The following is a 26,416-nucleotide window of genomic DNA, read 5'->3' on the forward strand; positions in this document are numbered from 1 at the left end:
GGGGGTGAGACATATGTCGACGATACATGTCACCGGTCCGCCTTCTCCGCGTTCCTGCCCGCCAGCCCCACGTACGCCAGGAACGCCAGGCCCGCCACGGCCCCGACGGCCATCTTCAGCACCGGGTCGATGCCCCTCGGCGTGAGGAAGCCTTCGATGAAGCCTGCGATCATCAGCAGCGGCACCACGCCGAGGACCGCCCGCGTCGCATCCGGTGCGGCGGCGCGCAGTGCGGCGGCGCGCGGGAGGTCGCCAGGGCGAAGCAGCGCGCGGGCGAGCATGAGCCCCGCGCCGCCCGCGAGGGCGATGGCGGGCAGCTCAAGCGCGCCATGCGGCACGATGAGCGACCAGAAGTGCAGCGACGCCCCGCCCTGCTCGAACACCCCGGCGAGCGCCCCGAGCAGCAGGCCGTTCATCACCAGCGCGTAGACGGTGAGCCCGCCGAACGTCATCCCGCCTGCGAACGCGAGCAGCGAGACCTGGACGTTGTTCACGGTGATGAAGGCCGAGAACAGCGGCGCCTGCCCGGCTATCGCCTCGAGGTCGCCGGTGCGCTGCAGCGCGTCGCCGACGCCCTCGCGGAAGTCCGCGGGCAGGAAGAGCCGCGCGAGCGGGTAGTTCGCGAACACGAGCAGGTAGCCCAGCGCGATCGACGCGGTCAGGATCGTCGCGGACAGCAGCATCGGCCCGGCGTTGGCGCGCACGATCCGGGGATAGTCGCGCGACAGGAAGCGCCACACGCGCGCCAGTCTCCTCGGCGAGGAGGAGTAGATCTCGCCGTGGGCCCGGCCGACGAGGCCGTTGAGGTAGCGCACCGTAGGGGAGGCGGGGTAGTGGGTCTGCGCGTACGCGAGGTCGGCGGCGCTTCTGCGGTAGTCCTCGTGCATGCGCTTCAGCCTCTCCGGACCGAGAGAGGTCACCCCGCGGCCGCGGGTGTCGGACAGCGCCGAGGCGAGACGCTCCCACGCGTCCTTCGAACCCGCGACGAACTCGCGCTCCTCCACCCGCCGCTCCTTCCGCCCGTTCCCGCCTGGGATGCTAGCATGGCATCGGGCCCTCCCTACGGGCCCGCCCCCCGTCGGAGGTGACGTGCCCGAGCATACCGCCGATACCCCGGCTGCAGGCGCCGGTCTTCTCTCCGTCGAGACGCCCGAGGCGGTCTCGTTCTCCTACGAGCTGGCCGACGTGGGATCCCGCGGGCTTGCGCTCCTGCTCGACATGCTGCTCGTCGGCGCCGTCATGTCCGGCGAGGTCGCGCTCGTCGCCGTGGTCTCCTGGGGGCTGGGGCGTCTCTGGCCGAGCGTTTCGTCGCCGCTGACGCCGTGGATCGTCGGCGGGCTCATCGCCGCGCTGTTCCTGACGTTCTGGGGGTACTTCGTGCTGCCCGAGGGCACGCGCGGGCGCACCCCGGGCAAGCGCGCGTTGCGCTTGCGGGTGATGCGCGACGACGGTGGTCGAGCCACCGTGCTGGACGCGTTCGTGCGCAACGCGCTGCGCCTCGTGGACATGCTTCCGGGCTACTACGCCGTCGGCCTGGTCGCCGCGCTGCTCTCCGCCAAGCACAAGCGCCTCGGGGACATGGCGGCGGGCACCGTCGTCGTGCGCGATCCCGGCGAGGAGGCGCTGTACTCCGACGGCAGGCCCGGAACCGAACGCGTCGCGCTGGTGCGCGAGTTCATCGCCCGGCGCGCCGACATGACGCCCGAGGGGCGCTACCAGGTCGCCGCGGCGCTGCTCGCCGCGTTCGGCGAGAGCCCGGGCAGCTGGGACGAGCCCACGATCGCGGGGCGCCTGGCCGACCTGGCGGGGGCGCGGTAGGTGGCCGACCCGGCGGGGGCGCGGTAGGGGCGCGCGACGTCGCGGCTCGTGTACCACGTGTCCTTCGACGAGAGCGCGACCGAGCTGCTTCCGGCACCCGGTTGCGTTCGGTCGAGGGCTTCCGATGTCTGACTCAGCCGCTAAGATGAGCGGTGGCCGTCCGAGACAAGACATCGACCGCTAGGAGCCGACGTGAGCGACGCACTCGTGTGGGTCATCATCCTGCTCGGCGCGGCGAACGCCGTGCTGCTGGTCACCGTCCTCGCCCGGCTGTCACGGCGGCAGGACGCGGCAGGTCCACTGCGCGACGAGCTCCGCGCGGGACGCGAGGAAGCGAGCCAGGCGGCGAGGGAGTCGCGCGAGGAGCTGTCCTCGGCGCTGAAGGCCGCGAACGACACGCTCGCCGCGAACCTGGCGAGCATGAGCGAGCTGCAGCGCGCCCAGCTCGACGGCATGACCAGGCAGCTGAAGGAGTTCGGCGAGTCCAGCGTCGCGTCGCTCGAGCGGATCCGGGTCACGGTCGACGCGCGCGTGAAGGAGCTTCAGGACGGCAACGAGAAGAAGCTCGAGGAGATGCGCAAGACGGTCGACGAGAAGCTCCACGTCACGCTCGAGAAGCGGCTCGGCGAGTCGTTCCAGCTGGTGAGCGAGCGGCTGGAGGCCGTGCAGCGCGGGCTCGGCGAGATGCAGAACCTCGCCACGGGCGTGGGCGACCTCAAGCGGGTGCTGACCAACGTGAAGGCTCGCGGCACGTGGGCGGAGATCCAGCTGGGAGCGCTGCTGGAGCAGATCCTCGCGCCGGCCCAGTACGACAAGAACGTGCGCACGAAGGAGGATTCGCTCGAGGCCGTCGAGTTCGCCATCCGGCTGCCGGGGCCGGCCGACGAGCCGGACACGTGCGTCTGGCTGCCGATCGACTCGAAGTTCCCGCAGGAGGACTACCTGCGGATCCAGGAGGCCGCGGAGAGGGGGGAGCCCGAGGCCGTCCAGAAGGCCTCCGATGCGCTGGCCAGGGCGATCAGGGTCGCGGCTCAGGACATCAGCGGCAAGTACCTGTGCCCGCCGCGGACCACGGACTTCGCGATCATGTTCCTCGCCACCGAGGGCCTCTACGCCGAGGTGCTGCGCCACCCCTCGCTCGTGGAGGAGCTGCAGCAGCGGCACCGCGTCGTCGTCGCGGGTCCGACCTCCCTCGCGGCGATCCTCAGCAGCCTGCGCATGGGCTTCCAGACGCTTGCCATCGAGCAGCGCGCCGTCGAGGTCTGGAAGGTCCTAGCGGCGGTGAAGACCGAGTTCGGGAAGTTCGGTGACGTGCTCGAGAAGGTCAAGCGCCAACTCAACACCGCGAGCCGGACCATCGAGGAGACCGGGGTGCGCACCCGCGCGATGGAGCGGAGGCTGCGCTCGGTCGAGGAGCTTCCCGAGGACGAGGCGACCGAGGTCCTCCAGCTGCCCGCGGTGCTGCTCGAGGCCGAGCGCGACGGATCCGAGTCGACCTCCGCCGAGGTGGAGGAGGAGAGCGCCTCTTAGGCGCCGCCTACCCGCCTTCGCGGCGTGCCGCCGCCGGCCTCCCCGTACCTGAGGCACCCCGTCGGCTTGACGCCGCAGCCGCCCGCCGCCTACCGTAAACCTTCCAGTTGTTGCCGGTTTACGGTCAGGAGGCCGCGATGCCCCGCACCTGCACGGCGCGCTCGTCCGCTCTCCGCTCGGCGGTGGTCGCCGCGCTGCTCGCGTCGCTGCTCGCGGCGTCGGCGTGGATCAGCTTGCCGCTCTCGCCCGTGCCGGTGACGCTCCAGGTCTTCGTGGTGCTGCTGGCGGCCATGCTGCTCACGCCGGGCTGGGCGGCGGCCGCCGTCGGACTGTACGTGCTGCTCGGGGCGGCCGGGGTACCGGTGTTCTCGGGCCCTTCCGGCGGGCTGGGCGTGCTCGTCGGACCGACCGGCGGCTACATCCTCGGCTTCCTGCTCGGCGCACCCGCCGGTTCGGCCGTCCGGCGCGCGCTGGCGCCACGCCTCCCGGTCCCCGCCGTGGACGCGCTCGCCGCCGCCGCCGCGCTCGCCGCCGTCTACCTGCTCGGGTGGGCCCAGCTCTCGGCGGTGACGGGGATGGGACCCCTGCCCGCGCTCGCCGCCGGCGTCGCGCCGTTCCTGCCGATCGACGCCGGCAAGGGCGTCGCGGCCGCGGCGGTCGCCGCGACGCTTCGTCGCGTCGGCTTGGCGCCGGCCGCGGCCTGAGGCCGCCGCTCAGCCCGGCGGCGCCGGCAGCAGGCTCTCGGAGGGCGGCGGAGGCGGCCCCGCAGGTGTCTTCGCCTGCCGCGTCGAGCGCGCGAAGATCTCGTCCCAGTCCAGCCGCCCGGTCTTCGCCATGAAGAACCCGAGGGTGAGTACGCTGCCGATCGTCACGGCGAGACCCGTGAACCCGTCGAAGAAGAAGCTGAAGCTGAACAGCACGAGGAAGACGAACTGGGCCGTGGCGGTCTCCGCGAGCGCTCGCCGGCGCCCGATCACCATCGCCAGGTAGCCCACGCACAGGGCCATCGAGGCGCCCGAGGCGACGCCGAACGCGACGGCGACGTGCACCTGGTCGGCGAGGTAGGCGAAGAGCAGGTGGAAGGCGAAGAAGCCTCCCGCCAGGAACGCGTAGTTCATCGGGTGCACGCGCAGCCCGCCGCCGGCGGTCAGCAGCAGCAACGCGGCGAAGTAGAAGAGCAGCGAGACCGGTGCGAAGTACGAGATGCGCGAGGCGACCGGACCGGGATTCAGGGGTTTGGGCATCGTGAGCGCGAGCGGCCGGCCGCTCACCAGGCTGTCGTAGTCCCACGTGAGCACCCAGCCGTTCCCGGTGCGCTCCTTGCGCGTGGGCGACACGGAATCGTCGGGGAAGTCGATGTCGGCGAAGTCCGTCTTGACTGTCAGCGAGAAGTCCTCGATCACTCCGATGTCGTCGGTGGGCGCGTACCTCCATTCGTCCAGCCCGTTGGTGCGGTACCCGACCTTCACCGTGCGCTCGCCTCCCGGGGGCAGGCCGATCCTCGCGCTGGCGGAGCCGTCGGCGTACCGGATGGGCAGCTGCGCCCCATCCGAGCTCACCGCGAACCCGTCGTAGACGCCTTCGCGGTCCGGGAACGGGAAGTGCATGAGCACCTCGGCGGGAGCCGCGCCGTCCGGGTTGCGCAGCACGTACGCGGCGTCGAAGTCCACCACGTACGTCGCGTACCACAGCAGGCCCTTGCGACGCTGGTCGAGCTGGAACGCCGCGGTGATGTCGCTGGCCGAGGGCTGAAGCTCGGACCGCTGCTTGCCCGCCGGCACCGTGAACCTGGGGGCCCGCTGCGCCTGTGGACGCCCCCACAGCGCGGAGACCTGCTCGTGCAGCGAGACGTCGGCCTCGCGCGTCCGCGACTCCACCGAGCCGCCCAGCACCACCCATGCCGCAGCCGCCGTGACCAGGATGAACGCTACCGCCAGTAGTCTCGGGACAGACATCGTCCGCCTCCTTAATCGCCGAGGACGCCCTCGTATCCGATGATGCCGGGGCGGATCGGCGCGGCCGTGTCGAGGCGGTCACACGGCGGTGACGGCGCGTTACGGGATGGTGTCGCGGCCGCGGCGCGCTACCCTGCGGCGCGAAGCAGCGGCAGCGTGAGTGTGAAGCGCGACCCGCCCTCGGGCAGGTTCTCGACGGCGATCGACCCGGCGTGAGCCGCCGCGATCGCCCGCACGATCGCCAGGCCCAGGCCTGCGCCGCCGGTGGAGCGGTCGCGGCTGGACTCCGAGCGGTAGAAGCGGTCGAAGAGCCTCGGAAGGTCCTCCTCGGGGATGCCGGGGCCCTGGTCCGTGATGGACAGCACGACCTCGCGCTCCCGCGCCTCCACGCGCACCTCCACGCTCCCGCCGGCCGGGGTGTGGCGCGTCGCGTTATCCACCAGGTTCGCGACCACCTGCTGGAGCCGGTCGGAGTCGCCGAGCACCTCGGCCGGCTCTCCGGCGACCGTCACCGACACCTCCCGCTCCTCGGTGAGCGGCTCGAGCGCGTCGACAGCGCCGCGCGCGACCTCGAGGAGGTCGAGCCGGGACAGCGGCAACTCGCCGGTGGCGCCCTCCATGCGCTGGAGCGTCAGCAGGTCGTTGGCGAGGCGCCCGAGGCGCTCGGACTCGCGGACGATCGTGGCGAGGAAGCGCCTCTCGTCCTCGGCAGGCACGTCGCCGTCGAGCAGCGTCTCGGCCGCGCCGCGGATCGCCGTGAGCGGGGTGCGCAGCTCGTGGGAGACGTCCGAGACGAATCGCGACTTGCGCCGCTCCTCCTCCTTGAGCTCGGTCAGCATGCGCTCGACCCCTTCGGCCATGGCGTTGAACGCCTCGGCCACGGCGCGGGTCTCGCGCGAGCCGCTAGGCTCGACACGGAGGTCGTGCGATCCGGCGGTGAACGCCGAGGCGCCGGCCTCGAGCGCCCGCAGCGGGTGGGAGAGCCAGCGCGCGAGTGCCTCTGTGAGCAGCAGCGTCGCCGCCGCGAACAGCGCCACCAGGCCCGCGAGGCGCACACGGTAGTCGTACAGCAGAGTGAGGATCGAGAAGGTGGAGGCCGAGGAGTACGCAGCGCCGCTGACCTGACCGCCGAAGCGTACGGGGACGGCCACATAGAGCGCCACCCCGCCGCGCTCCGTCACGCGCGTGTAGGCGCCGTACTCGCCGGCGAGCGCGGTGCGCACCTCGGGCCTGCCGCCGTAGTCCTCCCGGCGGCCCGCCGGATCCGCCACCGTCACGCCCTCGCGGTCGAGGACGCGCACGCGCGAGGGCACGTACGGCGCGACCTCGCGCAGCGCCGCCTCGATGCGCTCGCGGCCGAGCGCGCCTCCGGGCTGCGGCTCTCCCGCGGCGGCATAGGAGGCCTCGACGAACGCGGCCGTCAGCCTCGCCTCGGACTCCAGGCGCTCCTCGAGCTTGCGCAGCCCGTACGCCTCGAGCTCGCGCAGGAACAGCAGCGACAGCGCTCCGGCGGAGAGGACGGCGACCGCGAGGAACGCCACGAGCAGGCGCGTCCGGATGGACGCGGGGCGGAGTCGGGGCGCCACGTCAGCCCGCGATGCGGTACCCGTAGCCGCGCACCGTCTCCACCACGGCGGGGTCGACGCCGGCGGCGGTGAGCTTGTCCCGCAGCCGCTTCACGTGCGTGTCGACGGTCTTGGTCTCGGTGAGATACTCCCAACCCCACGCCTGGCGCAGCAGCTGCTCGCGCGAGAGCACCTTGCCCGGGTGGCGCATGAGGCACGCGAGCAGCTCGAACTCGCGCGGTGTCAGCTCGATCGGCCGTTCCCCGTTCAGTGCGGTGTGCGCGTCCTCGTCCACCGTGATCCCCGCGGCCTCGAGCACCGCGCCCTCGCCGGTGCCGGGGATGGACCCCCCCGGGCTCCTGCGCAGCAGTGCCTTCACGCGCGCGATGAGCTCGCGGATGCCGAAGGGCTTGGCGAGATAGTCGTCGCCCCCGATCTCGAGGCCCACGACCTTGTCGAGCTCGGTGTCGCGCGCGGACAGGAAGAGCACCGGGACGCTGGAGGCGGCGCGTACCTTGCGGCAGATCTCGTAGCCGTCCATGCCCGGCAGCATGATGTCGAGCACGACGAGGTCGAACGGGTCCCGGTCGAGCAGGTCGAGAGCCTCGTCGCCGCTTCCGGCGCACGTGACCTCGTAGCCCTCCTTGCGCAAGTTGTACGATACGAACTGGAGGATGGAGTCCTCGTCGTCGACGACGAGCAGGCGCGCGGCGTCCGTCAACGAGCACCTCCGAACGGTAGGGAGCCTGTACGGCGGGGTCCGCGCCGATGATACCACCGGCCTTCTGCGGCGGCCTTGCCGCCGTTACCGGCCCGTTTTCGGCACCGAAAGGGGAGCGCATTGGTCCTCGGCGTGGACGTGGGCAACACGCAGACCGTCCTCGGGCTCTTCGACGAGGGCGGCCTGCGTCGGCGCTGGCGGCTCTCCACGGTCGCCGAGGCGACGGCGGACGAGCTGCGCGTCAAGCTGACCGGCCTGCTCTCCGCCGACGGCTTCGGCTGGCAGGACGTCACCGGTGTCGTCGTCGCCTCCGTGGTCCCCGTCCTCACGCACGCCTACGCCGAGCTCGCCGAGGAGGTGACGGGCGCGCCGCCTCTGCTGGTCTCGGCAGCCTCGGCGCCGGGTCTGCTGCTGCACTACGAGGAGCCCGCCGAGCTCGGCGCCGACCGTGTGGCCAACGCCGTGGCGGCGGTCGAGGAGCACGGCGCGCCGGTGGTCGTCGTGGACTTCGGGACCGCCACCACGCTCGACGTGATCGGCGAGGCGGGCACCTACCTCGGCGGCGCGATAGCGCCCGGGATCGAGACGAGCGCCGAGGCGCTGTTCGCGAAGGCGGCTCGCCTGCCCGAGGTCGGCCTCGAGCCGCCGGGCCGTGTGGTGGGCCGCAACACGCGGGAGGCGGTGCAGGCCGGGCTGCTCCTGGGCGAGGCGGCGATGGTCGACGGCCTCGTGCGCCGCGTCTGGGCCGAGCTCGGCGCGGAGACGCCGGTGGTCGCCACCGGCGGGCTCGCTCCCCGGATGGCGCCGTTGTGCGAGACGGTCGGCGCGGTGGACGTCGACCTGACGCTGAAGGGCCTGATGGCGCTGTGGCGCGTGCGGCCGGGCGCGGAGGCCGAGGGGGGCGCGGCCGGGGAGGTCGCAGGGCGAGGGGGCGGGCGATGAGGCTCTATCGTATCGGCGACAAGGTCGTCAGCCGCGAGAAGCTGCTCGAGGTGGTCGACGGCATACTCGCCGACCGCCGGTCGGGGGCGACGCAGGCCGAGGCCGCCTCCCGGGCGGGCGTGCAGCGCAGCTTCGTGTCGATCCTGGAGTCCGCCGGCGAGGTGCGGCGAGGCCCGAAGGTCGCGCTCGTGGCCTTCCCGGTCTCCAACGCCGACGAGCTCCGCGCGCTGGCCGAGGCGCGGGCCGTCGACTTCACGCTCGTGTTCTCGCAGGCCGAACGGGAGAGCATCGAGAGCGGCCCTGCCGGCGAGCTGTTCAACAAGGTGCTGGAGATCCTCGCTACGCTGAAGGACTACGACGTCATCGTGCTGATGGCGAGCGACTGGCGGATCCGCCTCGTGGAGCGGATCCTCGGCCGGGACGTCATCGGCATCGCCCTGGGAGCCTCGCCGTTGCGAGCGGACGTCGAGGCCGACGCGACCGAGGTCGCCGCGATCCTGGACGCGGTGACCGCTCCCGCAGGGGAGCGTCCGCGCCGCGAGCGCGCTCGCGACGTGCTGAGGGCCGCCGCCGAGCGCGCCGCCGAGCGCGCCGCGGAGCTTCCCGGGAGGTGGGAGCGGTCAAGCAAGTAGTCGGTGTCAGCGTTGGCTCTTCGAGCCGCGACCACGTCGTGGAGGTGGAGCTGCTCGGCGAGGCCGTCCGGATCCGGCGTGAGGGCACGGACGGCTCGATCCCCCGCGCGATCGAGCGCATCCGCGAGCTGGACGGGAGCGTGGACGCGTTCGGGCTGGGCGGCATCGACGTCTACCTGCACGCCGCAGGCCGCGACTACCGGTTCCGCGACGCCAAGCGCATCGCCGCGGCCGCCCGCCTCACACCCCTGGTGTGCGGCGCGGGCCTCAAGGGCGCGGTGGAGGCCTCGACGGTGCGCTTCATGACCGACGAGCTCGGGCTGGCGCTTGCCGGCAAGCGCGTGCTCATGACCTCGGCGGTCGACCGTTACGGACTGGCCGAGGCCCTCTACGGCGCGGGCTGCGACATGCGCTACGGCGACCTGCTCTACGTGCTGGGCCTGCCGATCCTGCTGAAGTCGTGGCGCGCGCTCAACGCGAACATCCGCACCCTCGCGCCCATCGCCGTGCAACTCCCGTTCGCCTGGCTGTACCCCATCGGAGACAAGCAGGACGCCGAGCGCACCGACCACAGGCACCAGGGGATGTACCGCGACGCCGACGTCATCGCCGGCGACTGGCAGTACGTGCGCAAGTACATGCCCGAGGACATGGCGGGCAAGTGGGTCGTCACCAACACGACCACGCCGGGCGACGTCGAGTTCCTGCGGGATCGCGGCATCGAGCTGCTCGTCACCTCGACGCCGCGGCTCGCCGGCCGCTCCTTCGGCACGAACGTCATCGAGGCGACGATGGTGGCGCTCAAGGGCGCCTCCGCGCCCCTGCGCGCGCGGGAGTACGCCGAGCTGCTCGCCACGGTCGGTTTCGTCCCCGACGTGCAGTGGCTCCAGCGGGCGTGACACCGCGCCGCGCGGCGGTCTCGTGAACGCCTGCGCACGCCCTCTTCTCGCTGCCGTTCCTCGGCACCGGGTTTGCTCCTCGATGCTCGGCATCGTTCCGCCTGCGGGCGCGCCGCGCGCGGTGGCCGGGGGCGGGTGCCGGTGCTAGAATGCGGATGTTCAGGCAGGCAGGCTCCAGCGGCGTGTCCCAGCCGGTGCTCCCGGCGCATCCCCCGCTGCCGCCCCTCGACGACAGAGGAGTGTGTCAGGTGAACAAGCGGGCGCGGACCCGGCTCATCGGCGTGACCGCGATCATCCTGGTCGCGGTGGCGGCGCTGGTCTTCGGGACGGGCAAGACCGACGCCGCGCGCAGCACCAGCGTCGCGGAGATCGCGGGCGATCCCGCACTCGTGGGCGAGCGCGTGAAGGTGTCCGGCACCGTCGTGTCGGGGTCCTGGAACAAGCGGTCGCATCCCATGGAGTTCGAGGTCCGTGAGGAGAAGGACGAAGGCGGACCCACCCTCAGGGTCGTCTACGACGGCCGGGTCCCCGACACGTTCGGGGACAACGTCACCGCGATCGTCACCGGCGAGCTGCAGGCCGGCGGGACCGTGCAGGCGTCCAACCTGACGGTGAAGTGCCCCTCCAAGTACGAGTCCGAGACCGGCGCGCTGAGCGTGGCTCGGCTGCTGGAGACCGAGGACGAGATGGTCGGCAAAGCCACGCGGGTCACCGGTGTGGTCGTCGGTCCCCCGACGGGTCCCGCCTCGGTGGTGCGTCTCAGGATACGCGACGCCGAGGGCGCCGGCGAGATACCGGTGGCCTTCGACGGCGGGCTGCCCGAGAGCGTGAAGGACGGCGCCAAGGTCGTGCTGGGCGGGAGCCTGGACGACGCGGGCGTGTTCGACGCTACGAGCGTCTCGCTCACGGGCTCCGAGTAGGAGTCATGAACGCCGAGTGTGCCGGCTCAGCCGGCGGACCTCTTTTCGGATGGAGCGCAGATGAGCGGATTGGGTAACGTCCTGCTCGCCCTGGCCTTCCTCGCCGGCGCGGTCTCCGTGGCCGCGCTGTTCATCGGCCGCCGGCTGGGCGAGAAGGAGGGCGAGGGGTCGACGAACGCCGGCTACCTCGCAACGTTCGGGGTGGCCGCGCTGATGTCCCTGGGTGTGGCGATCCTGATCTCGGCGTTCTTCGCCGAGAACTTCACGCTGCGCTACGTCGCCGAGAACCACTCGACGGACGTCTCGAGCCTGAAGTGGCTCTACCAGCTCTCGGGCATCTGGGCCGGCCGGGAGGGCTCGCTGCTGTTCTGGGCGTGGCTGCTGGCGCTCTTCGCCGCGTGGGTCGCCTATAGGCGCATGAGCGTCACCGACGAGCTCAGCAACATGGGGCTCGCGGTCACGAACATCGTCCAACTCTTCTTCATCGCCACGCTGTTCGTGCCCAAGAACAACCCGTTCAAGGTCACGCCGCCGGAGTGGCTCGGGGCCAACGGCGAGCTGCTCGTCTCCACGGCGATGAACCCGCTGCTGCAGCACTGGGCGATGATCCTTCATCCGCCGACGCTGTTCATCGGCTACGCCGGACTCGCGATCCCGTTCGCCTTCGCGATGGCGGCGCTGATCACCGGCGACGCCTCCAAGCGCTGGGTGGAGCTGGTCGACCGCATCACCGTGTTCTCCTGGCTCTTCCTCGGCATCGGCATCGGGTTGGGCGCCATCTGGGCCTACGTCGTGCTGGGCTGGGGCGGCTACTGGGCGTGGGACCCGGTCGAGAACGCCTCGCTGCTGCCGTGGCTGACCGGGGTGGGGCTGCTGCACAGCTTCACCGTCTACCGCCGTCGCGACGGCTTCAAGGGCTGGGCGATCGTGCTGGCGGCGGTGACCTTCGTGCTCGTCATCCTCGGCACGTTCATCACCCGCTCGGGCATCGTCCAGTCCGTGCACAGCTTCGGCGAGGACCCGCTGTCCACGTGGCTGTTCGGCTCGATGATGGCGCTGCCGCTGCTCGCGGCGGGCGCAGGGCTGTTCTCGCGCTGGGAGCGGTTCCGCGGGCGCGACGAGTTCGAGAGCATGGTCTCCAAGGAGGCCTCGTACTACTTCAACAACGTGCTCATGCTCGTGGCGGCGTCCCTCGTGGCGTACCTGACGGTGTCCTCGGCGCTGCCCGCCTGGCTGCCGGGGGGAGGCCAGAGCTTCGGCCCGGCCACCTACGACGCCGTCGCGCGGCCCGTGGGCGTGCTGTACGTCTTCATCATGGCGGTCTGCCCGATACTGTCCTGGCGGCGCACGGACCCCTCGACGTTCTGGTCCCGCGTGAAGTGGCCGCTTGTCGGCACCGCCGGTCTCGGCGCGCTGCTGGCAGCGGACTGGTGGATCAACCTGTGGCCGAACTACCTCAAGACCCATCCCGGCGCCGACCCGCTCGCCACCCCGATCCACGGCTGGCTCGCGCTCATCGGGCTGTTCGTGGCGGCGCTGGCCATCTCCGTGCCGGTCTACCTGTTCGTCGAGGGTGCGCGCAAGCGGTCCTCGGCCAAGGGGGAAGGCTTCGGCACGGCCCTGCTGAACATCATCACGAAGGCCCGGACGCAGTCGGGCGGCTACATCAGCCACCTCGGCATCGGCATCATCCTCGTCGGGCTGATCGGCTCGTCGATGTTCGTGGACGACGTGACCGCGAGGGTGCCGCAGACCGTGGGCTCCAGCTTCGACGCCGGCGGCTACACCTTCACCTACACCGGCTTCGACCAGAACCAGCTCGCCAACGGCGACATGGTCTCCGAGGTCTTCTTCGACGTCGTCAAGGACGGCCGCAAGGTCGGGGTCGTGTCGCCGGGGCAGCGCCAGTTCGCCGTGCAGAACCAGACGAGGCTCAACGTGGACGTGCTCGTCCAGCCGCTGCGCGACGTGTTCGTGGTCTTCGAGGGAGCCGAGGGCGAAGAGTTCGCCATGAACGTCAAGATCAACCCGCTCATCAGCTACGCATGGGTCGGCTTCCTGCTCCTGTGCGTCGGCACGGTCCTGGCGGTGTGGCCCAAGCGCACCGCGTCGGCGGCCGCCTCGGGCTCCAGGGCGAGATCCGGGGCTGCGGCATGAGGCCGAGCCCGTGACGCGCGCCGCTTCCCATCACGGCGATCCGACCAAGGCTCTGGAGGTCCGGGATCTCTCCCGGGCCTTCGGCGCGCGTAAGGCGCTCGACGGCGTCTCGCTCGAGCTGCCTGCGGGAGCGTTCCTGTCGATCTTCGGGCCCAACGGCGCCGGCAAGACCACGCTGCTGCGCGTGCTCACGACGCTCACGCCGCCGACCTCCGGCGAAGCCCGCGTCCAGGGACTGCACGTGGCCGCGGATGCCGTCGAGCTGCGGCACCGCATCGGCATCATCAGCCACGAGCCGCTGCTCTACCCCGACCTCTCCGCCGAGGAGAACCTCGCCTTCTTCGCCGACATGTACGGCGTGTCCCGCCCCGAGGAGCGGATCCGCGAGCTGCTCGTGAGCGTGGAGCTCGACCACCGCCGGCTCGACCTGGTGCGCACGTTCTCGCGCGGCATGCTGCAGCGTCTCTCGATCGCACGGGCGCTGCTGCACCGCCCCGACGTGCTCTTCCTCGACGAGCCCTACTCGGGCCTCGACCCGCACGCGAGGGACATCCTGGACTCGCTGATCGCGCAGATACGCGCCGACCACACCTTCGTGATGGTCAGCCACGACCTGGCCAAGGGGCTCGAGCTGTGCACGCACGCGCTCATCCTCGCGCGCGGCAGGGTCGTCATGTTCGCGCCGATCGAGGAGATCGACGCCGAGGCGTTCGCCGCGACGTACCGCTCCACGGTGGGGATGGGGGTGGCCTGAGGTGGCCGACCGCGGCGCCGAGGTGCTGCGGCGCGAGCCCGTCGCCGAGCGCGGCGCGTCCGCTTCCGCCGGTCTGTCCTGGAGGCAGTTCAAGGCGATCCTGCGCAAGGACGTCGTCATGGAGCTGCGCACCAAGGAGATGGTCACGTCCATGGGGCTGTACGCCCTGCTGACGATGGTCATCTACCAGGTCGCGCTCTCCCAGGCCGGCACCGCCTTCGACCCGCGGCTCATCGCGGCCGGCCTGCTGTGGCTGGCGTTCGTGTTCACCTCGATGCTGGGGCTCAACCGCTCGCTCGTGCACGAGAAGGACCAGGGCTGCATCGAGGCGCTGCTGCTCTCACCTGTGGACCGGCCGGTCATCTTCTTCGCGAAGGTCGTGGGCAACCTGCTGTTCCTGCTGGTCGTGGAGGTGCTCACGATCCCGGTGTTCGCCTTCCTGTTCCTGCAGGGGCGCGGTCTGGGCGGGGAGCTGTGGATGATAGCCCTGATCCTGGCCGCCGCCTCCGTCGGGATCGCGGGCGTCGGTACGCTCCTCGCTACGATGTCGGTGAACACGACAGGCAAGGACTTCATCCTCGCCGTGCTGTTCATCCCGCTGATGTACCCGCTGCTGCTCGCCGCCGTGTCCGGCACGAACGCTGCGATCCTCGGCGGGACGGCCGCGGCCGCGGAGTTCTGGCAGGCGATGGCGATCGTCGGCGCGTACGATGCGATAATGCTTCTCGCCGCGTTCGCGCTCTACGAGTTCATAATCGGCGCCTGATCCTGGATGGGAGGCAAGGGATGGACCGGATGCGAATAACGCTCGCGCTGCTCGTCGTCGGCGGGGTGCTCACCACGGCGGCGTTCGTCATGGCGTTCACCGTGGCGGCCGTGCCGGACTTCGGCACCGTGACGGTCGCGCAGGAGGCGGACACGGTGCGGGAGCTCAAGGAGGTCACCGAGGACGGCTACGTCTACGGGCGGCCCGACTGGGGCCAGAAGATCTTCTACTTCCACGTGCCGGTGGCCGAGGCGAGCTTCCTCGTGCTGTTCTTCACCGCCTTCTACGGCGTCAGGTTCCTGATGACCAAGCGCCGCGGGTTCGACGTGCGTGCCCGCATCGCCACCGAGGTGACGCTGCTCTTCGTCACGCTCACCATGATCACCGGCGTGTTGTGGACGCGGGCGGCGTGGGGCGTGTGGTGGGAGTGGGAGCCGAGGCTGACCACGTACTTCATCCTCACGCTGATGGTCATCGGCTACTTCGTGCTGCGCAACTCGATCGAGGACGAGGAGCGCCGGGCCACCTACGCGGCCGCCTTCGGCATCCTGGCGTTCATCAACGCGCCGATCTCGTTCTTCGTCACGCGGCTGCTGCCATCCACGCACCCGGTCATCGAGCGGGGAGGGCTGCAGCCGCCGATGCTGGTGGCGTTCATCCTGGCTCAGATCGGCATGCTGATGATCGGCTACGCCGTCTACCGGCTCCGCATGCGTGAGGAGCAAGTCAACGACGACCTCGAGCAGCTCAAGCTCGCGTTGGAAGGGTGATCGAGATGGATCCGACTATCCGCGAGGTCTACGACCTGGTGCTCCAGCAGTGGCCGTACGTGGCCGGCGCGTACGCGATCCTTTGGGTGGCGCTGGTCGTCTACATCGGCATGGTGTTCCGCAGACTCGGGCGCCTCGAGCGCGAGATGCGCGTGCTCGAGGAAGCCTGCACGCGCAGGAGCGCCTAGACGCTCCCGCCGGCGGCGCCGTCGCCGGGCGGGGTTCGTATAAGATGGGGTACCGGCCGCCGGGGGGCGCCGGTCCTCGGGCACTCTCGAGAGGAGGTACGCGTGGTCCAGCAGGCTGCGGTCGTGACGCGGTGGTTCGCCATGGCGCTGCTCACCGGCGCCACAGTGCTGTACGCGTACCAGTTCCTCATGAAGCGCGAGCTCATGGCCTGGTGGGCGCGCTTCGCCACGGGCGCGGCGTTCGTGACGCTGACCGCTTCGATCGGCCTGCAGTCCAGGGCCACCGGGGGCACCGAGCTCAGCGGGCACAACCAGCTCGTGCTGCTGGCCTGGGCGCTGCTGCTGGTCTACTTCGTGGTGGAGCACCTGGTCAAGGTCAAGGTCTACGGCACGTTCCTCGTGCCCGTCTCGCTGGTGCTGATGGTCGTCGCCCAGTTCCTCGCCGGCGCCGAGCCGCGCGGGCTCTCGCCGGCGGCCCTCGAGCAGCTCGACGACTGGCGCATAGGGATACACGTGGGGCTCATCGTCTTCGCCAACGCGGGCTTCTTCATCGGCGGCGCGGCCTCCGCGCTGTACCTGGCTCTGGACGTGCAGCTCAAGCGCCACAAGGCCAGCGCCCTGCTGCGCCGCCTGCCCTCGCTCGCCCAGACGCAGACGCTCGCGCGCCGCGCGATCACGCTGGCGTTCCCCGCCTACACCGCCGGCATCCTGCTTGGCACCATCCGCGCCGTCGAGACCGATGTCCAGGGCTGGTGGGCCGACCCCCGAGTGATGATGTCCGGCGTCGTGTGGCTGGTCTTCGGCCTGTACCTGCTGCTGCTCTACCGGCACGAGGTCTCGGGCCGCACGGCGTCGCTGCTGGCGGTCCTCGGCCTGGCCTGCGTGGTGGTGCTCGCCGTGCTCGCGCGCACCCTGCCCACCGGCTTCCACGTCTTCGGGCTCTAGGGGCGGCATGGAGCCGGCGTCCCGCCCCCGCTACTACCCTCTCTTCGTGAACCTGGAGGGCCGGCACGTCGTCGTCGTCGGCGGGGGGAGGGTCGCGCAGCGCAAGGCCCGCGCGCTCATCGCACACGGCGCCGAGGTGACTCTCATCGCGCCGTCGATCACCGAGGAGATCGAGCGGTTCGTGGCCGACGAGCTGATCAACTTCGTGGGCCGCGACTACGTCGGCGGCGACCTCGAGGGGGCCTTCCTGGTCGTATGCGCGACCGACTCCGAGGAGACCAACCGCGCCGTGCACGCCGAGGCGGAGTCGCGCAATCAGCTCGTCAACGTCGTGGACGTGCCGGAGCTGTGCAACTTCATCGTCCCGTCGGTCATGCGCCGCGGAGACCTGCAGATCGCGATCTCGACCGCCGGCGCCGCGCCCGCCGTGGCGAAGCGGCTGCGCAAGCGGCTCCAGGAGGAGTTCGGCGAGGAGTGGGCGGAGTACGTGGCGCTCCTCGGCGACCTGCGCGGGGTGGCGATGCGGCGGCTGCCGGAGGAGGCGCAGCGCAAGCGGCTCTTCGAGGCGGCGGCCGACTCCGACCTGCTCGAGCGGGTCCGCGAGGGCGAGGCCCCGGACGCCGAGGAGCTGTTCGACGAGGTCTCCCGCACGCTCGCCGAGGAGCCCTAGCAGCGGAGTCGCGAGAGAGCGAGGAGCCGAGGCCCGTGGCGGGGGCCCGGACCGCGCGTGAAGGAGGAGCGGTGTTCGAGGGGGCGCGGGTGGTCGTCACGGGAGGCTCGAGCGGGATCGGGCTGGCCACGGCGGAGCTCTTCGCGCGCCGCGGAGCGCACGTGGGACTCGTGGCGCGCGACCCGGGCAGGCTGGAGGCTGCGCGGGAGGCCGTGGCGGCCGCGGCGGCCGAGGGCGCTCGCATCGAGGCCGTGTCGGCGGACCTGTCGCAGACGGAGCAGGCGCGTCACGCGATCGACGAGCTCGCCCGTCGCGGTCTGGAGCCCGACGTCCTGGTCAACAGCGCGGGCGTGATCCTGCCCGGGCGATTCGAGGAGATGCCCCTCGACTTCTTCACCCGCAACATGGACTGCGGCTACTACAGCGTCGTCTACCCCACCCGCGCGGCGGTGCCGTACATGATCGCGCGCGGAGCGGGTCACGTGGTCAACGTCTCCTCGGTGGCCGGGTTCATCGGCGTGTACGGCTACACCGGCTACAGTGCCGCCAAGTACGCCGTGATGGGCTTCTCCGAGGCGCTGCGCTGCGAGATGAAGCCGCGAGGCGTCCGCGTCTCGGTCGTCTGCCCGCCGGACACCGACACGCCCGGGCTCGCCTACGAGAAGACGCTGCGCCCGCCCGAGACCGACGTCATCGCCGGCAACGTCAAGGCGATCCCGCCGGCGGCCGTCGCGAAGGCCGTCGTCCGCGCGGTGGAGCGGGGGACGTACCTGGTGATCCCGGGTCTCGAGAGCCGCGCGTACCACAAGCTCAAGGGCCTGTGGCCCGGCCTGTTCTTCGCGGTGTTCGACTCGCAGGTCGCCAAAGCGCGCAGGGCCGAGGAACGGGGCGGGTGAGGGAGACGCCGCCGGTCCCCGGTCCCGGGCGGCGCATGGGACGGCGTTCACGAGAAGCGGCTCGCTCGTTGCTGGTGTGCCGTGGCCGGTGGTAGGATGAGCGGGTTCAGGCGGCATGCGGGAAGGTGCGTCAAAACCGAAGATGAGCACGGACATCGCCCTCGCCGGGCCCTGCTTGCCTGAACAACAACGCACCGCTCCGGCGAGGGCGCACCTTCTCCAGCCGGCCGCAGGTGGCGAAGGACCTGTGGTTTCGATAAGCGAGAAGTTCGTGAGGCGTGGCTGAAGTGCACTTGACCCTTGTCGGTCTGTCACACAAGACCGCCCCCATCGAGATCCGCGAGAAGCTGACCTTCCCGGCACACCGCCAGGAAGAGGCGCTGGCGCTGCTCCTCGGCCGTCCCGACGTCGCCGAGGCGGTCCTGCTCTCCACGTGCAACCGGACCGAGATCTACACGGTCACGCTCGGCGAGGAGGGCGGCAGCGACGCGGTCATTGACTTCCTCGTGGACTACCACGACCTCGACCGGCACGACCTGGTGCCCTACCTGTACATGCAAGAGGGAGAGGCCGTCGTGCGCCACCTGTTCCGCGTGATCGCCTCGCTGGACTCCATGGTCGTCGGCGAGGCCCAGATCCTCGGGCAGGTCAAGGAGGCGTACGAGCACGCCTTCGAGGCCGGCGCGTGCTCGCGGGTGTTCAACAAGCTCTTCCGGCAGAGCTTCGAGGTGGGCAAGCGGGTGCGCACCGAGACGGGCATCGGCGAGAGCGCGGTGTCGATCAGCTACGCCGCGGTCGAGCTGGCCAAGAAGGTCTTCGACAGGCTGGAGGGCCGCACGATCCTCGTGCTGGGCGCGGGCAAGATGAGCGAGCTCACCGCCAAGCACTTGGTGGCCAACGGCGTTCGCAGCGTGCTCGTCGCCAACCGGACCTACGAGCGTGCCTGCGAGCTCGCCGAGAGGTTCTCCGGGGAGGCGATCCGCTACGACGACCTGTTCTCGCGCATTCGCGAGGCCGACATCGTGATCTCGTCGACCGCCGCGAGCCACTACGTCATGGGCAAGGAGGACGTCGCCGAGGCGATGCGTGGCCGGCGCGGCAGGCCGCTCTTCCTCATCGACATAGCCGTCCCGCGCGATATCGATCCCGCCGTCGACGGTCTGGCCGACGTCTTCCGCTACGACATCGACGACCTCAGCGGCGTGGTCGAGGCCAACCTCGAGGAGCGCATGCGCGAGGCCCGCCGGGCCGAGGCCGTCATCGACGAGGAGATGGGCGAGTTCGAGCGCTGGCTGGAATCCATGGAGGTCGTGCCCACGATCGCGGCCATCCGCGCCAAGGCGGAGACGGTGCGCCAGGCCGAGCTCGAGAAGGCGCTGAAGCGCCTCGGCGGGCTGTCCGAGAAGGAGCTGGCCACCGTCGAGGCCCTCACGAGCGCCATCGTGAACAAGGTGCTGCACGGGCCTACCGCACGTCTGAAGGCGGTCTCCGGCGAGAAGGACGGCATGGGCTGCGTGGAGGCGGCCCGCTTCCTGTACGGTCTGGACACCAATCCCGAGGGCAAGCCTCACGGGCTGATCCGATCGCTGCTGGGCCGGGGAGAGAAGACCGGCCGCGCGCACCACCCGAACAACGAGATGGGAGACACCCTTGCCCGCTGACCGGGAGAGACTCGTCATCGGCACGCGCGGGAGCAAGCTGGCGCTCTGGCAGAGCAACCACATCAAGAGCCGTCTCGAGGAGATCACGGGGTTGCCCGTGGAGCTGAGGGTGATCAAGACCACCGGTGACAGGATCCTCGACGCCCCGCTCGCCAAGATCGGGGGCAAGGGGCTGTTCACCAAGGAGATCGAGGTCGAGCTGCTCGCGGGAAACGTGGACCTGGCCGTCCACTCGATGAAGGACGTGCCCACCGAGCTGCCCGAGGGGTGCGCCGTATGCGCGACCCCGCGGAGGGTCGACCCGCGGGACGCCATCGTGTCCGGCAAGGGCTACGACCTCTCCACGCTGCCGCAGGGAGCGACGCTGGGCACCAGCTCGCTGCGGCGCCGCGCGCAGGTGCTCGCGATCAGACCCGACCTGGACGTCGTGGACCTGCGCGGCAACCTGGACACGCGCATGCGCAAGGCCGAGACCGGAGAGCTCGACGCGGTCATCCTCGCGGCGGCGGGTATCACCCGCATGGGCTGGGCCGACCGCATCACGCACCACATCGACCCCGGCCAGATGGTATCCGCCGTCGGACAGGGAGCGATCGGCGTGGAGATCCGTGAGGACGACGGGTACATGCGCGGCGTGTGCGAGGCGCTCAACGACGCCGACACGATGACGTGCGTGACCGCCGAGCGGGTCGTCATGCGCTCGCTCGAGGGCGGGTGCCAGGTGCCCATCGGGGCCTACGCGCGCCTGGAGGGCGAGACGCTCGTCATGGACGGGGTGGTGGCCGACCTGGACGGCAGCACCGTCTTGCGACATGGCGTCTCCGGCGATCCCGGAGAGCCCGAGATGCTCGGAGCGGCGATGGTCGACCGGCTGCTGGACATGGGCGCCCAGGCCATCCTGGACGCCATACGGGGGACCGACGACGTCGGGGGTGAGGTGGACGACCCGCTCCGGACCTAGGTCCGGGGGAAGGGGCGTCGAAGCCCGCCGCCGCCGGCACCGGGGCGGGCGCGGTATCCACCGACGGCATAAGGAGGGCGGGTGGGAGCACCCATCGTCTACCTCATCGGCGCCGGGCCGGGCGACCCCGGGCTGATGACGCTCAAGGGCATGCAGTGCCTGGGCAAGGCCGATGTGGTCGTCTACGACTACCTGGCCAACCCCAAGTTCCTCGCCGCCGCCCGCCCCGACGCCGAGCTCATCTACGTCGGAAAGAAGGGCTGGTCGGCGCACATGACGCAGCCCGAGATCAACGAGTTGCTGGTCGCCAAGGCCTCGGAGGGCGGCGGCAAGGTGGTGGCGCGCCTGAAGGGCGGAGACCCGTTCGTCTTCGGGCGCGGCGGCGAGGAGGCGCTGCGGCTGGCCGAGGCGGGGATCCCGTTCGAGGTCGTGCCGGGGGTCACCTCGGGATCGGCCGCGCCCGCCTACGCCGGCATCCCGGTCACGCACAGAGGGGTCACCGCCGACATGGCGTTCGTGACCGGTCACGAGGACCCCACCAAGGAGATGTCCGACGTCAACTGGGAGAAGCTCGCCACGGCCGTGGGCACGCTGTGCTTCTTCATGGGCATCAAGAACCTCCCCGAGATCAGCTCGCGGCTGATCGAGCACGGCCGCCCGGCGGACACGCCGGTCGCGCTCGTGCGCTGGGGGACGACCCCCCGGCAGGAGGTGCTGACCGGGACGCTCGCCGACATCGCGGCCAAGTCGGCCGAGGCGGGCTTCAAGGCGCCGGCGATCACGGTCGTCGGCGAGGTGGTCCGCCTGCGCGAGAAGCTGCGCTGGTTCGAGGACAAGCCGCTCTTCGGCAAGACGGTCGTGGTCACGCGTTCGCGCGCGCAGGCCTCGGCGCTCACCGACGCGCTCGAGGGGCTCGGCGCCGAGGTTCTGGAGTTCCCCACGATCGAGACGGTCGAGCCCGAGGACTGGGGTGCCGCGGACCAGGCGATCCGCAACCTGCAGAAGTACGGCTGGGTCGTGTTCACCTCGGTGAACGGGGTCGAGGCGTTCTTCGACCGCATGGAGATGCACGACGCGGACGGACGCCAGTTCGCCGGCGCGCGGGTGGCGGCCATCGGCCCCGCTACGGAGGCGCGCTGCGTCTCCCGAGGAATCCGCCCCGACTACGTGCCCTCGGAGTACCGCGCGGAAGGACTCGTCGAGGGGTTCTGCGAGCGGGGCGTGGGCGAGGGAACCAACGTGCTCATCGCCCGGGCCGCCGAGGCTCGCGAGGTGCTCCCCGACACGCTGCGCGCGGCCGGCGCGAACGTGGATGTGGTGCCGGTGTACCGCACGGTGCCGGGCCGAGGAGAGAGCAGCGTGGTGGAGCGGCTCGCCGAGGGCACCGTGGACGTGGTGACGTTCACCTCGTCCTCCACCGTCAAGAACTTCGTGCGGCTCGCCGAGGAGGGGCTCCGCGCGCGCGAAGAGGGCGAGGGCACGTCCGTTGCTGACGCGATGAGCGGCGTGCTGGTCGCCTCCATCGGCCCGATCACCTCGCAGACCGCGCGCGACCTCGGCTTGCAGGTGGACGTGGAAGCGGCGGAGTACACGATCCCGGGCCTCGTGCAGGCCCTCACGGAGCGCTTCTGCGCCGCGGAAGGCGTGGCGTGTGACGCGGAGGCCGCCGGTCCCGGCGGCCCGCTGGAAGAGGAGTAGGCGCCGTGCCGGCGGCGAAGACGCGAAAGGACCCCTGAGCGATGATCGGGATATCGAAGCTCTACTGCGGCGCGGTGGAACCGGGCGACGTGCTGCGCTACGACCGGGACAGCTCCAAGCTCCCCAGCGAGCTGCTCCAGTTCTCCCGCGACAAGAAGCCCATCGTGGTGTGGAACTGCACGCAGCGCTGCAACCTCAAGTGCGTGCACTGCTACGCGGCCTCGGAGGACCGCGAGTACTCCGGCGAGATGTCGACCGGGGAAGCCAAGGTCATGGTCGACGACCTCGCGGCCTTCGGCGCGCCGGTGCTGCTCTTCTCCGGCGGCGAGCCGACGATCCGCAAGGACCTGGTCGAGCTGATGAACCACGCCAGGTCCAAGGGCATGCGCGTGGTCATCTCCACCAACGGTACGCTCATCACCCCGGAGAGGGCCGAGGCCTACGCCGAGGTGGGGCTGTCCTACGTCGGGGTCTCCCTGGACGGGGGCCGCGAGACCCATGACCGCTTCCGTGGCATCCCGGGCAGCTTCGACAAGGCCATCGCCGGCATACGCAACTCCAAGGCCGCCGGCATCAAGGTCGGCCTGCGCATGACGATCAACAAGCGCAACTGGCGCGACATCGGCGAGCTGTTCGACATCATGGAGGCCGAGGACATCCCCCGCGCCTGCTTCTACCACCTCGTGTACACGGGCCGCGGAAGCGAGCTGATGGCCGAGGACCTCGACCACGACGAGACGCGCGCCGCCGTGCGCCTGATCATGGACCGCACCAGGGCCATGTTCGAGGCGGGCCTGTCCCCGGAGATCCTCACGGTGGACAACCACGCCGACGGGCCGTTCGTGTACATGGAGCTGCTGAAGGAGGACCCGAAACGCGCCGAGGAGGTCCTGCAGCTGCTCCGGTGGAACCAGGGCAACTCGTCGGGCAACGGCATCGCGTGCGTGAGCTGGAACGGCGAGGTCTACGCCGACCAGTTCTGGCGGCACTTCTCCTTCGGCAACGTCCGGCAGCGCCCGTTCTCCGAGATCTGGACGGACGTCTCGGGCGACTCCGAGCAGTCCGAGCTGATGGCGAAGCTCAAGGACAAGCGCCCGCACGTGAAGGGCCGCTGCGCCGAATGCAGGTGGCTCGCGATCTGCGCGGGCAACTTCCGTGTGCGGGCGGAGGCCGCGACCGGCGACCTGTGGGAGCCGGACCCCGCGTGCTACCTGACCGACGAGGAGATCGGGCTGAACGGGGGCGTGGAGCCGGCGGATGTCGCGGGCGGAGAGATGGCGGCGGGGTAGTCCGGTCGCACGGGCGGCGACACACCGCCGCGGCGGGGCGCCCCTCGCGGGCATACTCCGGGCCTGCCGCCGCAACGCGTCCCGCGTGGCGCTAGCGGCGTTGACAAACGATGATGCCCCGGGCAATGTATAGGCTTGCTCCGCGCCCTCCCGGCGCGGGATGTGGGGATGTAGCTCAGCTGGGAGAGCGCTGCGTTCGCAACGCAGAGGTCGTCGGTTCGAGTCCGATCATCTCCACCAACACGGATGCCTGTCGGGGCGCTTCGCACTTCGCGGAGCGCCCCGACCGCATAGGACGGTAGCGCGGCCGGGAGCCGGCCGCCGAGACGAGGAGGCCGCATGTTCGGAGCAGCAGCGAGCCCGTTGGACACCTTCATCCAATACGCAGGCACGTTCCTGCAGATGGGGTACTTCGCCGCATGGCTGTTCGTTGCGTTCGCGGCGGTGTGGGCCGCCCGGTCGTTCGCTCGCTACGTCTCGTTCGTCACCGGCGCCGCGCCCGGCGGCTCCAAGGGGGGCGTGCGCGTCGAGGAGTTCGTCGAGTAGACTTCGGGAAGCGCCCGCCCTCCGCCCCCCGATCCACCTGGAGGCTGACATGGAGTTCCCCGTCTACAGGCCGCGGCGCCTGCGCGCGAACGAGACCGTCCGGAAGATGGTGCGCGAGACCGTTCTGTCGCCTGACGACCTCATCTACCCGCTGTTCGTGAAGCCGGGCAAGGGTCTGCGCGACGAGGTGCCCTCGATGCCGGGCGTCTTCCAGATCACGATCGACCGGCTCGCCGGTGAGGTCGACGGGCTCAAGAGCCTCGGGGTGCCTGCCGTGATCCTCTTCGGCCTGCCGGAGACCAAGGACGAGGCCGGGACCGGCGCGTACGCCGAGGACGGCATCGTGCAGCGCGCGATCCGCGCGATCAAGGAGCACGACAGCGACTACTACGTGGTCACCGACGTATGCATGTGCGAGTACACGAGCCACGGGCACTGCGGCATCCTCGACGACCGCGGTTGTGTCGTCAACGACGTGACTCTCGAGCTGCTCGCCCAGACGGCGGTTACGCATGCCGAGGCCGGCGCCGACATGGTCGGGCCGTCCGACATGATGGACGGCCGCGTGCAGGCGATCCGCGGCGCGCTGGACGCCGAGGGGCACGCCGAGGTCCCGATCATGAGCTACGCGGCCAAGTACGCCTCGGCGTACTACGGGCCGTTCCGCGACGCGGCCGACTCCACGCCCGCGTTCGGCGACCGCCGCGCCTACCAGATGGACCCGGCGAACGCCGAGGAGGCGCTTCGCGAGGTCGCGCTGGACATCGCCGAGGGCGCCGACATCGTGATGGTCAAGCCGGCGCTGGCCTACATGGACGTCATCCGCCGGGTGAAGGACGAGTTCGGCCATCCCACAGCCGCCTACAACGTCTCCGGCGAGTACGCGCTCGTGAAGGCCGCCGCGCGGAACGGCTGGATCGACGAGGACCGCGTCGTGCTGGAGACGCTGACGGGCTTCAAGCGCGCCGGGGCCGACCTCATCCTCACATACCACGCCAAGGACGCCGCCCGATGGATGCAGAGGTAGTCAGGGGCGGCGTGCGGGCTCTGTAACGCCGCCGCCCGCGTGTCAAGCGGCTGCTTGTGGAGCGTCGCCTCGGGTTTCCCTTCCTGGGAGGCCGACGACGCCGGTGTGTGTGTACCGGCTCCACTGCCCGTCCAAGCGCGGCACGTTACGGGAGCTGCGGAGGGCCGGGCCGCCGAAGCAGGCTTCGCGCGATCCGCGTGAATGAGGCGAGGGCGCCCCGGCGGGACGCCCTCGTTCGCTGCGATATTCCCCTTGCGGGCTCCGGCCGGCTACCCGAACAACAGGCGCCAGAGGTTGCCCAGCCCCCATGCGTTAGCGGCATCGGGCTCGGCGCCGTCAGCCGGCTCGTCCTTCGGCTCGGCCTTGGGCTCGTCCTTCGGCTCCGCCTCGGGGGCCGGCTCGGCATCCGGCTTCGCACCGGGGTCCTTCTCGGCACCGGGCTCCGCCTTGGGCTCAGCCTTGGGCTCAGCCTCGGGCTCGGCCTCGGGCTCGGCCTTCGGCTCCGCGGGCGGCACGTACTCCGCGTTGTGGTGCTTGGCCACGCCGCGCACGATGGCTTCCGCCATCTCCCGCTGGGCGGCGGGGTCCTTCAGCACCTTCCTCTCCTCGGGCGAAGACACCGACAGGAGCTCGACGATGACGGTCGGCACCTTGGCCTGGCGCAGCACCGCGAGACCCCGGCTATCCGAACGGTTGCCGATGTCCTCGTAGTCGGTCAGCGGACCGAGCTCGCTCATGATGTTGTTGCCCAGCCGCTTGCCGCTCGCGGAGCGGTGGATCGTCATGTGGCCGGTCGGCTTGCTGCCGGCGCTGTTCGAATGGATGGACACCATCGCGTCGGCCTTCCACGCCTTGGCCTTCCGCGGACGCTCGGTCAGCGCGATGAACCTGTCGTCGTCGCGGGTGGACTCGACGTCCCAGCCCTGACGACGGGCCGACTCGGCGACCATCTTGCCGATCCGCAGGTTGCTGTCCTTCTCTGCGAGGCCGCCGGCTACTGCACCGGGGTCCTTCCCGCCATGGCCCGGGTCCACCATCAGACGTACGGGCGCGGCGAGAGCGGTCGCCGGGGTCATCAGCGCGAAAGCGACGGCCATCGCTACCGA

26 protein-coding genes and 1 tRNA gene are annotated in these 26,416 nt (G+C 70.7%); 22 read left to right on the forward strand and 5 right to left on the reverse strand.

Annotated features, from left to right (window positions below; genetic code table 11):
- Positions 1 to 29: 29 nt before the first annotated feature.
- Positions 30 to 1,004: a stage II sporulation protein M gene (locus IBX62_07945; protein ID MBE0477011.1), complete on the reverse strand. Its 975-nt coding sequence runs from the start codon at positions 1,002 to 1,004 to the stop codon at positions 30 to 32.
- An 85-nt stretch (positions 1,005 to 1,089) separates the two neighbouring features.
- Here IBX62_07945 and IBX62_07950 point away from each other — a divergent pair, with 85 nt between their 5' ends.
- From IBX62_07950 to IBX62_07960, 3 genes are all read left to right on the forward strand, one after another.
- The gene (locus IBX62_07950; protein ID MBE0477012.1) at positions 1,090 to 1,818 is read left to right on the forward strand and encodes an RDD family protein; all 729 of its coding nucleotides are present in this window, start codon (positions 1,090 to 1,092) and stop codon (positions 1,816 to 1,818) included.
- Between the two features lie 420 nt (positions 1,819 to 2,238).
- Complete coding sequence (gene rmuC, locus IBX62_07955) at positions 2,239 to 3,348, forward strand: DNA recombination protein RmuC (protein ID MBE0477013.1); 1,110 nt, start codon at positions 2,239 to 2,241, stop codon at positions 3,346 to 3,348.
- A 137-nt stretch (positions 3,349 to 3,485) separates the two neighbouring features.
- The gene (locus IBX62_07960) at positions 3,486 to 4,052 is read left to right on the forward strand and encodes a biotin transporter BioY (protein MBE0477014.1); all 567 of its coding nucleotides are present in this window, start codon (positions 3,486 to 3,488) and stop codon (positions 4,050 to 4,052) included.
- A 9-nt stretch (positions 4,053 to 4,061) separates the two neighbouring features.
- Here the strand turns inward: IBX62_07960 and IBX62_07965 are convergent, their stop codons facing one another.
- The 3 genes from IBX62_07965 to IBX62_07975 all read right to left on the reverse strand — a co-directional run bounded on the left by IBX62_07965 (position 4,062) and on the right by IBX62_07975 (position 7,589).
- Entirely contained in the window at positions 4,062 to 5,303 is a 1,242-nt protein-coding gene (locus tag IBX62_07965) for an inner membrane CreD family protein (GenBank protein ID MBE0477015.1), read from the reverse strand.
- Positions 5,304 to 5,431: 128 nt separating this feature from the next.
- Entirely contained in the window at positions 5,432 to 6,889 is a 1,458-nt protein-coding gene (locus IBX62_07970; protein ID MBE0477016.1) for a HAMP domain-containing protein, read from the reverse strand.
- A 1-nt stretch (position 6,890) separates the two neighbouring features.
- Positions 6,891 to 7,589, reverse strand: coding sequence for a response regulator transcription factor (locus IBX62_07975; protein ID MBE0477017.1), 699 nt, complete (start codon positions 7,587 to 7,589; stop codon positions 6,891 to 6,893).
- A gap of 120 nt (positions 7,590 to 7,709) precedes the next feature.
- On the opposite strand from IBX62_07975, the gene IBX62_07980 reads away from it, so the two are divergent.
- From IBX62_07980 to hemB, 19 genes are all read left to right on the forward strand, one after another.
- Entirely contained in the window at positions 7,710 to 8,531 is an 822-nt protein-coding gene (locus IBX62_07980; GenBank protein MBE0477018.1) for a type III pantothenate kinase, read from the forward strand.
- Positions 8,528 to 9,163, forward strand: coding sequence for a transcriptional regulator (locus tag IBX62_07985; GenBank protein ID MBE0477019.1), 636 nt, complete (start codon positions 8,528 to 8,530; stop codon positions 9,161 to 9,163). The genes IBX62_07980 and IBX62_07985 overlap by 4 nt, the downstream gene beginning before the upstream one ends.
- Positions 9,142 to 10,062: a quinate 5-dehydrogenase gene (locus IBX62_07990; protein MBE0477020.1), complete on the forward strand. Its 921-nt coding sequence runs from the start codon at positions 9,142 to 9,144 to the stop codon at positions 10,060 to 10,062. Before IBX62_07985 ends, IBX62_07990 begins: the two co-directional genes overlap by 22 nt.
- Positions 10,063 to 10,310: 248 nt before the next feature.
- Positions 10,311 to 10,982 carry a cytochrome c maturation protein CcmE gene (locus IBX62_07995; GenBank protein MBE0477021.1) on the forward strand — a complete coding sequence of 224 codons (672 nt, stop codon included), beginning with the start codon at positions 10,311 to 10,313 and terminating at the stop codon, positions 10,980 to 10,982.
- 60 nt (positions 10,983 to 11,042) lie between these two features.
- On the forward strand, positions 11,043 to 13,139 hold the full coding sequence (ccsA, locus tag IBX62_08000) for a cytochrome c biogenesis protein CcsA (GenBank protein MBE0477022.1): 2,097 nt from the start codon (positions 11,043 to 11,045) through the stop codon (positions 13,137 to 13,139).
- A 10-nt stretch (positions 13,140 to 13,149) separates the two neighbouring features.
- Positions 13,150 to 13,893: an ABC transporter ATP-binding protein gene (locus IBX62_08005; GenBank protein MBE0477023.1), complete on the forward strand. Its 744-nt coding sequence runs from the start codon at positions 13,150 to 13,152 to the stop codon at positions 13,891 to 13,893.
- A gap of 118 nt (positions 13,894 to 14,011) precedes the next feature.
- Positions 14,012 to 14,659 carry a heme exporter protein CcmB gene (locus tag IBX62_08010; protein ID MBE0477024.1) on the forward strand — a complete coding sequence of 216 codons (648 nt, stop codon included), beginning with the start codon at positions 14,012 to 14,014 and terminating at the stop codon, positions 14,657 to 14,659.
- Positions 14,660 to 14,688: 29 nt separating this feature from the next.
- Complete coding sequence (gene ccsA / locus IBX62_08015) at positions 14,689 to 15,429, forward strand: cytochrome c biogenesis protein CcsA (GenBank protein ID MBE0477025.1); 741 nt, start codon at positions 14,689 to 14,691, stop codon at positions 15,427 to 15,429.
- A 5-nt stretch (positions 15,430 to 15,434) separates the two neighbouring features.
- Positions 15,435 to 15,617, forward strand: a complete 183-nt coding sequence (locus tag IBX62_08020; protein ID MBE0477026.1) for a CcmD family protein — start codon at positions 15,435 to 15,437, stop codon at positions 15,615 to 15,617.
- A gap of 102 nt (positions 15,618 to 15,719) precedes the next feature.
- Positions 15,720 to 16,562: a cytochrome c biogenesis protein CcsA gene (ccsA, locus tag IBX62_08025; GenBank protein MBE0477027.1), complete on the forward strand. Its 843-nt coding sequence runs from the start codon at positions 15,720 to 15,722 to the stop codon at positions 16,560 to 16,562.
- A gap of 7 nt (positions 16,563 to 16,569) precedes the next feature.
- Positions 16,570 to 17,232, forward strand: coding sequence for a bifunctional precorrin-2 dehydrogenase/sirohydrochlorin ferrochelatase (locus IBX62_08030; protein ID MBE0477028.1), 663 nt, complete (start codon positions 16,570 to 16,572; stop codon positions 17,230 to 17,232).
- Positions 17,233 to 17,303: 71 nt separating this feature from the next.
- On the forward strand, positions 17,304 to 18,128 hold the full coding sequence (locus IBX62_08035) for an SDR family oxidoreductase (protein MBE0477029.1): 825 nt from the start codon (positions 17,304 to 17,306) through the stop codon (positions 18,126 to 18,128).
- 287 nt (positions 18,129 to 18,415) lie between these two features.
- Positions 18,416 to 19,789 carry a glutamyl-tRNA reductase gene (locus tag IBX62_08040; GenBank protein MBE0477030.1) on the forward strand — a complete coding sequence of 458 codons (1,374 nt, stop codon included), beginning with the start codon at positions 18,416 to 18,418 and terminating at the stop codon, positions 19,787 to 19,789.
- Positions 19,779 to 20,750, forward strand: coding sequence for a hydroxymethylbilane synthase (gene hemC / locus IBX62_08045; protein ID MBE0477031.1), 972 nt, complete (start codon positions 19,779 to 19,781; stop codon positions 20,748 to 20,750). Before IBX62_08040 ends, hemC begins: the two co-directional genes overlap by 11 nt.
- An 81-nt stretch (positions 20,751 to 20,831) precedes the next feature.
- Complete coding sequence (cobA, locus tag IBX62_08050; GenBank protein ID MBE0477032.1) at positions 20,832 to 22,448, forward strand: uroporphyrinogen-III C-methyltransferase; 1,617 nt, start codon at positions 20,832 to 20,834, stop codon at positions 22,446 to 22,448.
- Positions 22,449 to 22,489: 41 nt separating this feature from the next.
- On the forward strand, positions 22,490 to 23,737 hold the full coding sequence (gene ahbC / locus IBX62_08055) for a 12,18-didecarboxysiroheme deacetylase (GenBank protein MBE0477033.1): 1,248 nt from the start codon (positions 22,490 to 22,492) through the stop codon (positions 23,735 to 23,737).
- 164 nt (positions 23,738 to 23,901) lie between these two features.
- Positions 23,902 to 23,977: transfer RNA gene (locus IBX62_08060), tRNA-Ala, on the forward strand.
- Between the two features lie 99 nt (positions 23,978 to 24,076).
- Positions 24,077 to 24,283 (forward strand): hypothetical protein, encoded by a 207-nt coding sequence (locus tag IBX62_08065; protein ID MBE0477034.1) that lies wholly within the window; start codon positions 24,077 to 24,079, stop codon positions 24,281 to 24,283.
- A 49-nt stretch (positions 24,284 to 24,332) separates the two neighbouring features.
- Positions 24,333 to 25,310 carry a porphobilinogen synthase gene (hemB, locus tag IBX62_08070; protein MBE0477035.1) on the forward strand — a complete coding sequence of 326 codons (978 nt, stop codon included), beginning with the start codon at positions 24,333 to 24,335 and terminating at the stop codon, positions 25,308 to 25,310.
- 269 nt (positions 25,311 to 25,579) lie between these two features.
- Here the strand turns inward: hemB and IBX62_08075 are convergent.
- On the reverse strand, positions 25,580 to 26,416 hold an 837-nt coding region (locus IBX62_08075; protein MBE0477036.1), incomplete at its 5' end, for an N-acetylmuramoyl-L-alanine amidase.

The sequence above is a fragment of the Coriobacteriia bacterium genome, from assembly GCA_014859305.1.
Lineage (GTDB): Bacteria > Actinomycetota > Coriobacteriia > Anaerosomatales > Kmv31 > Kmv31.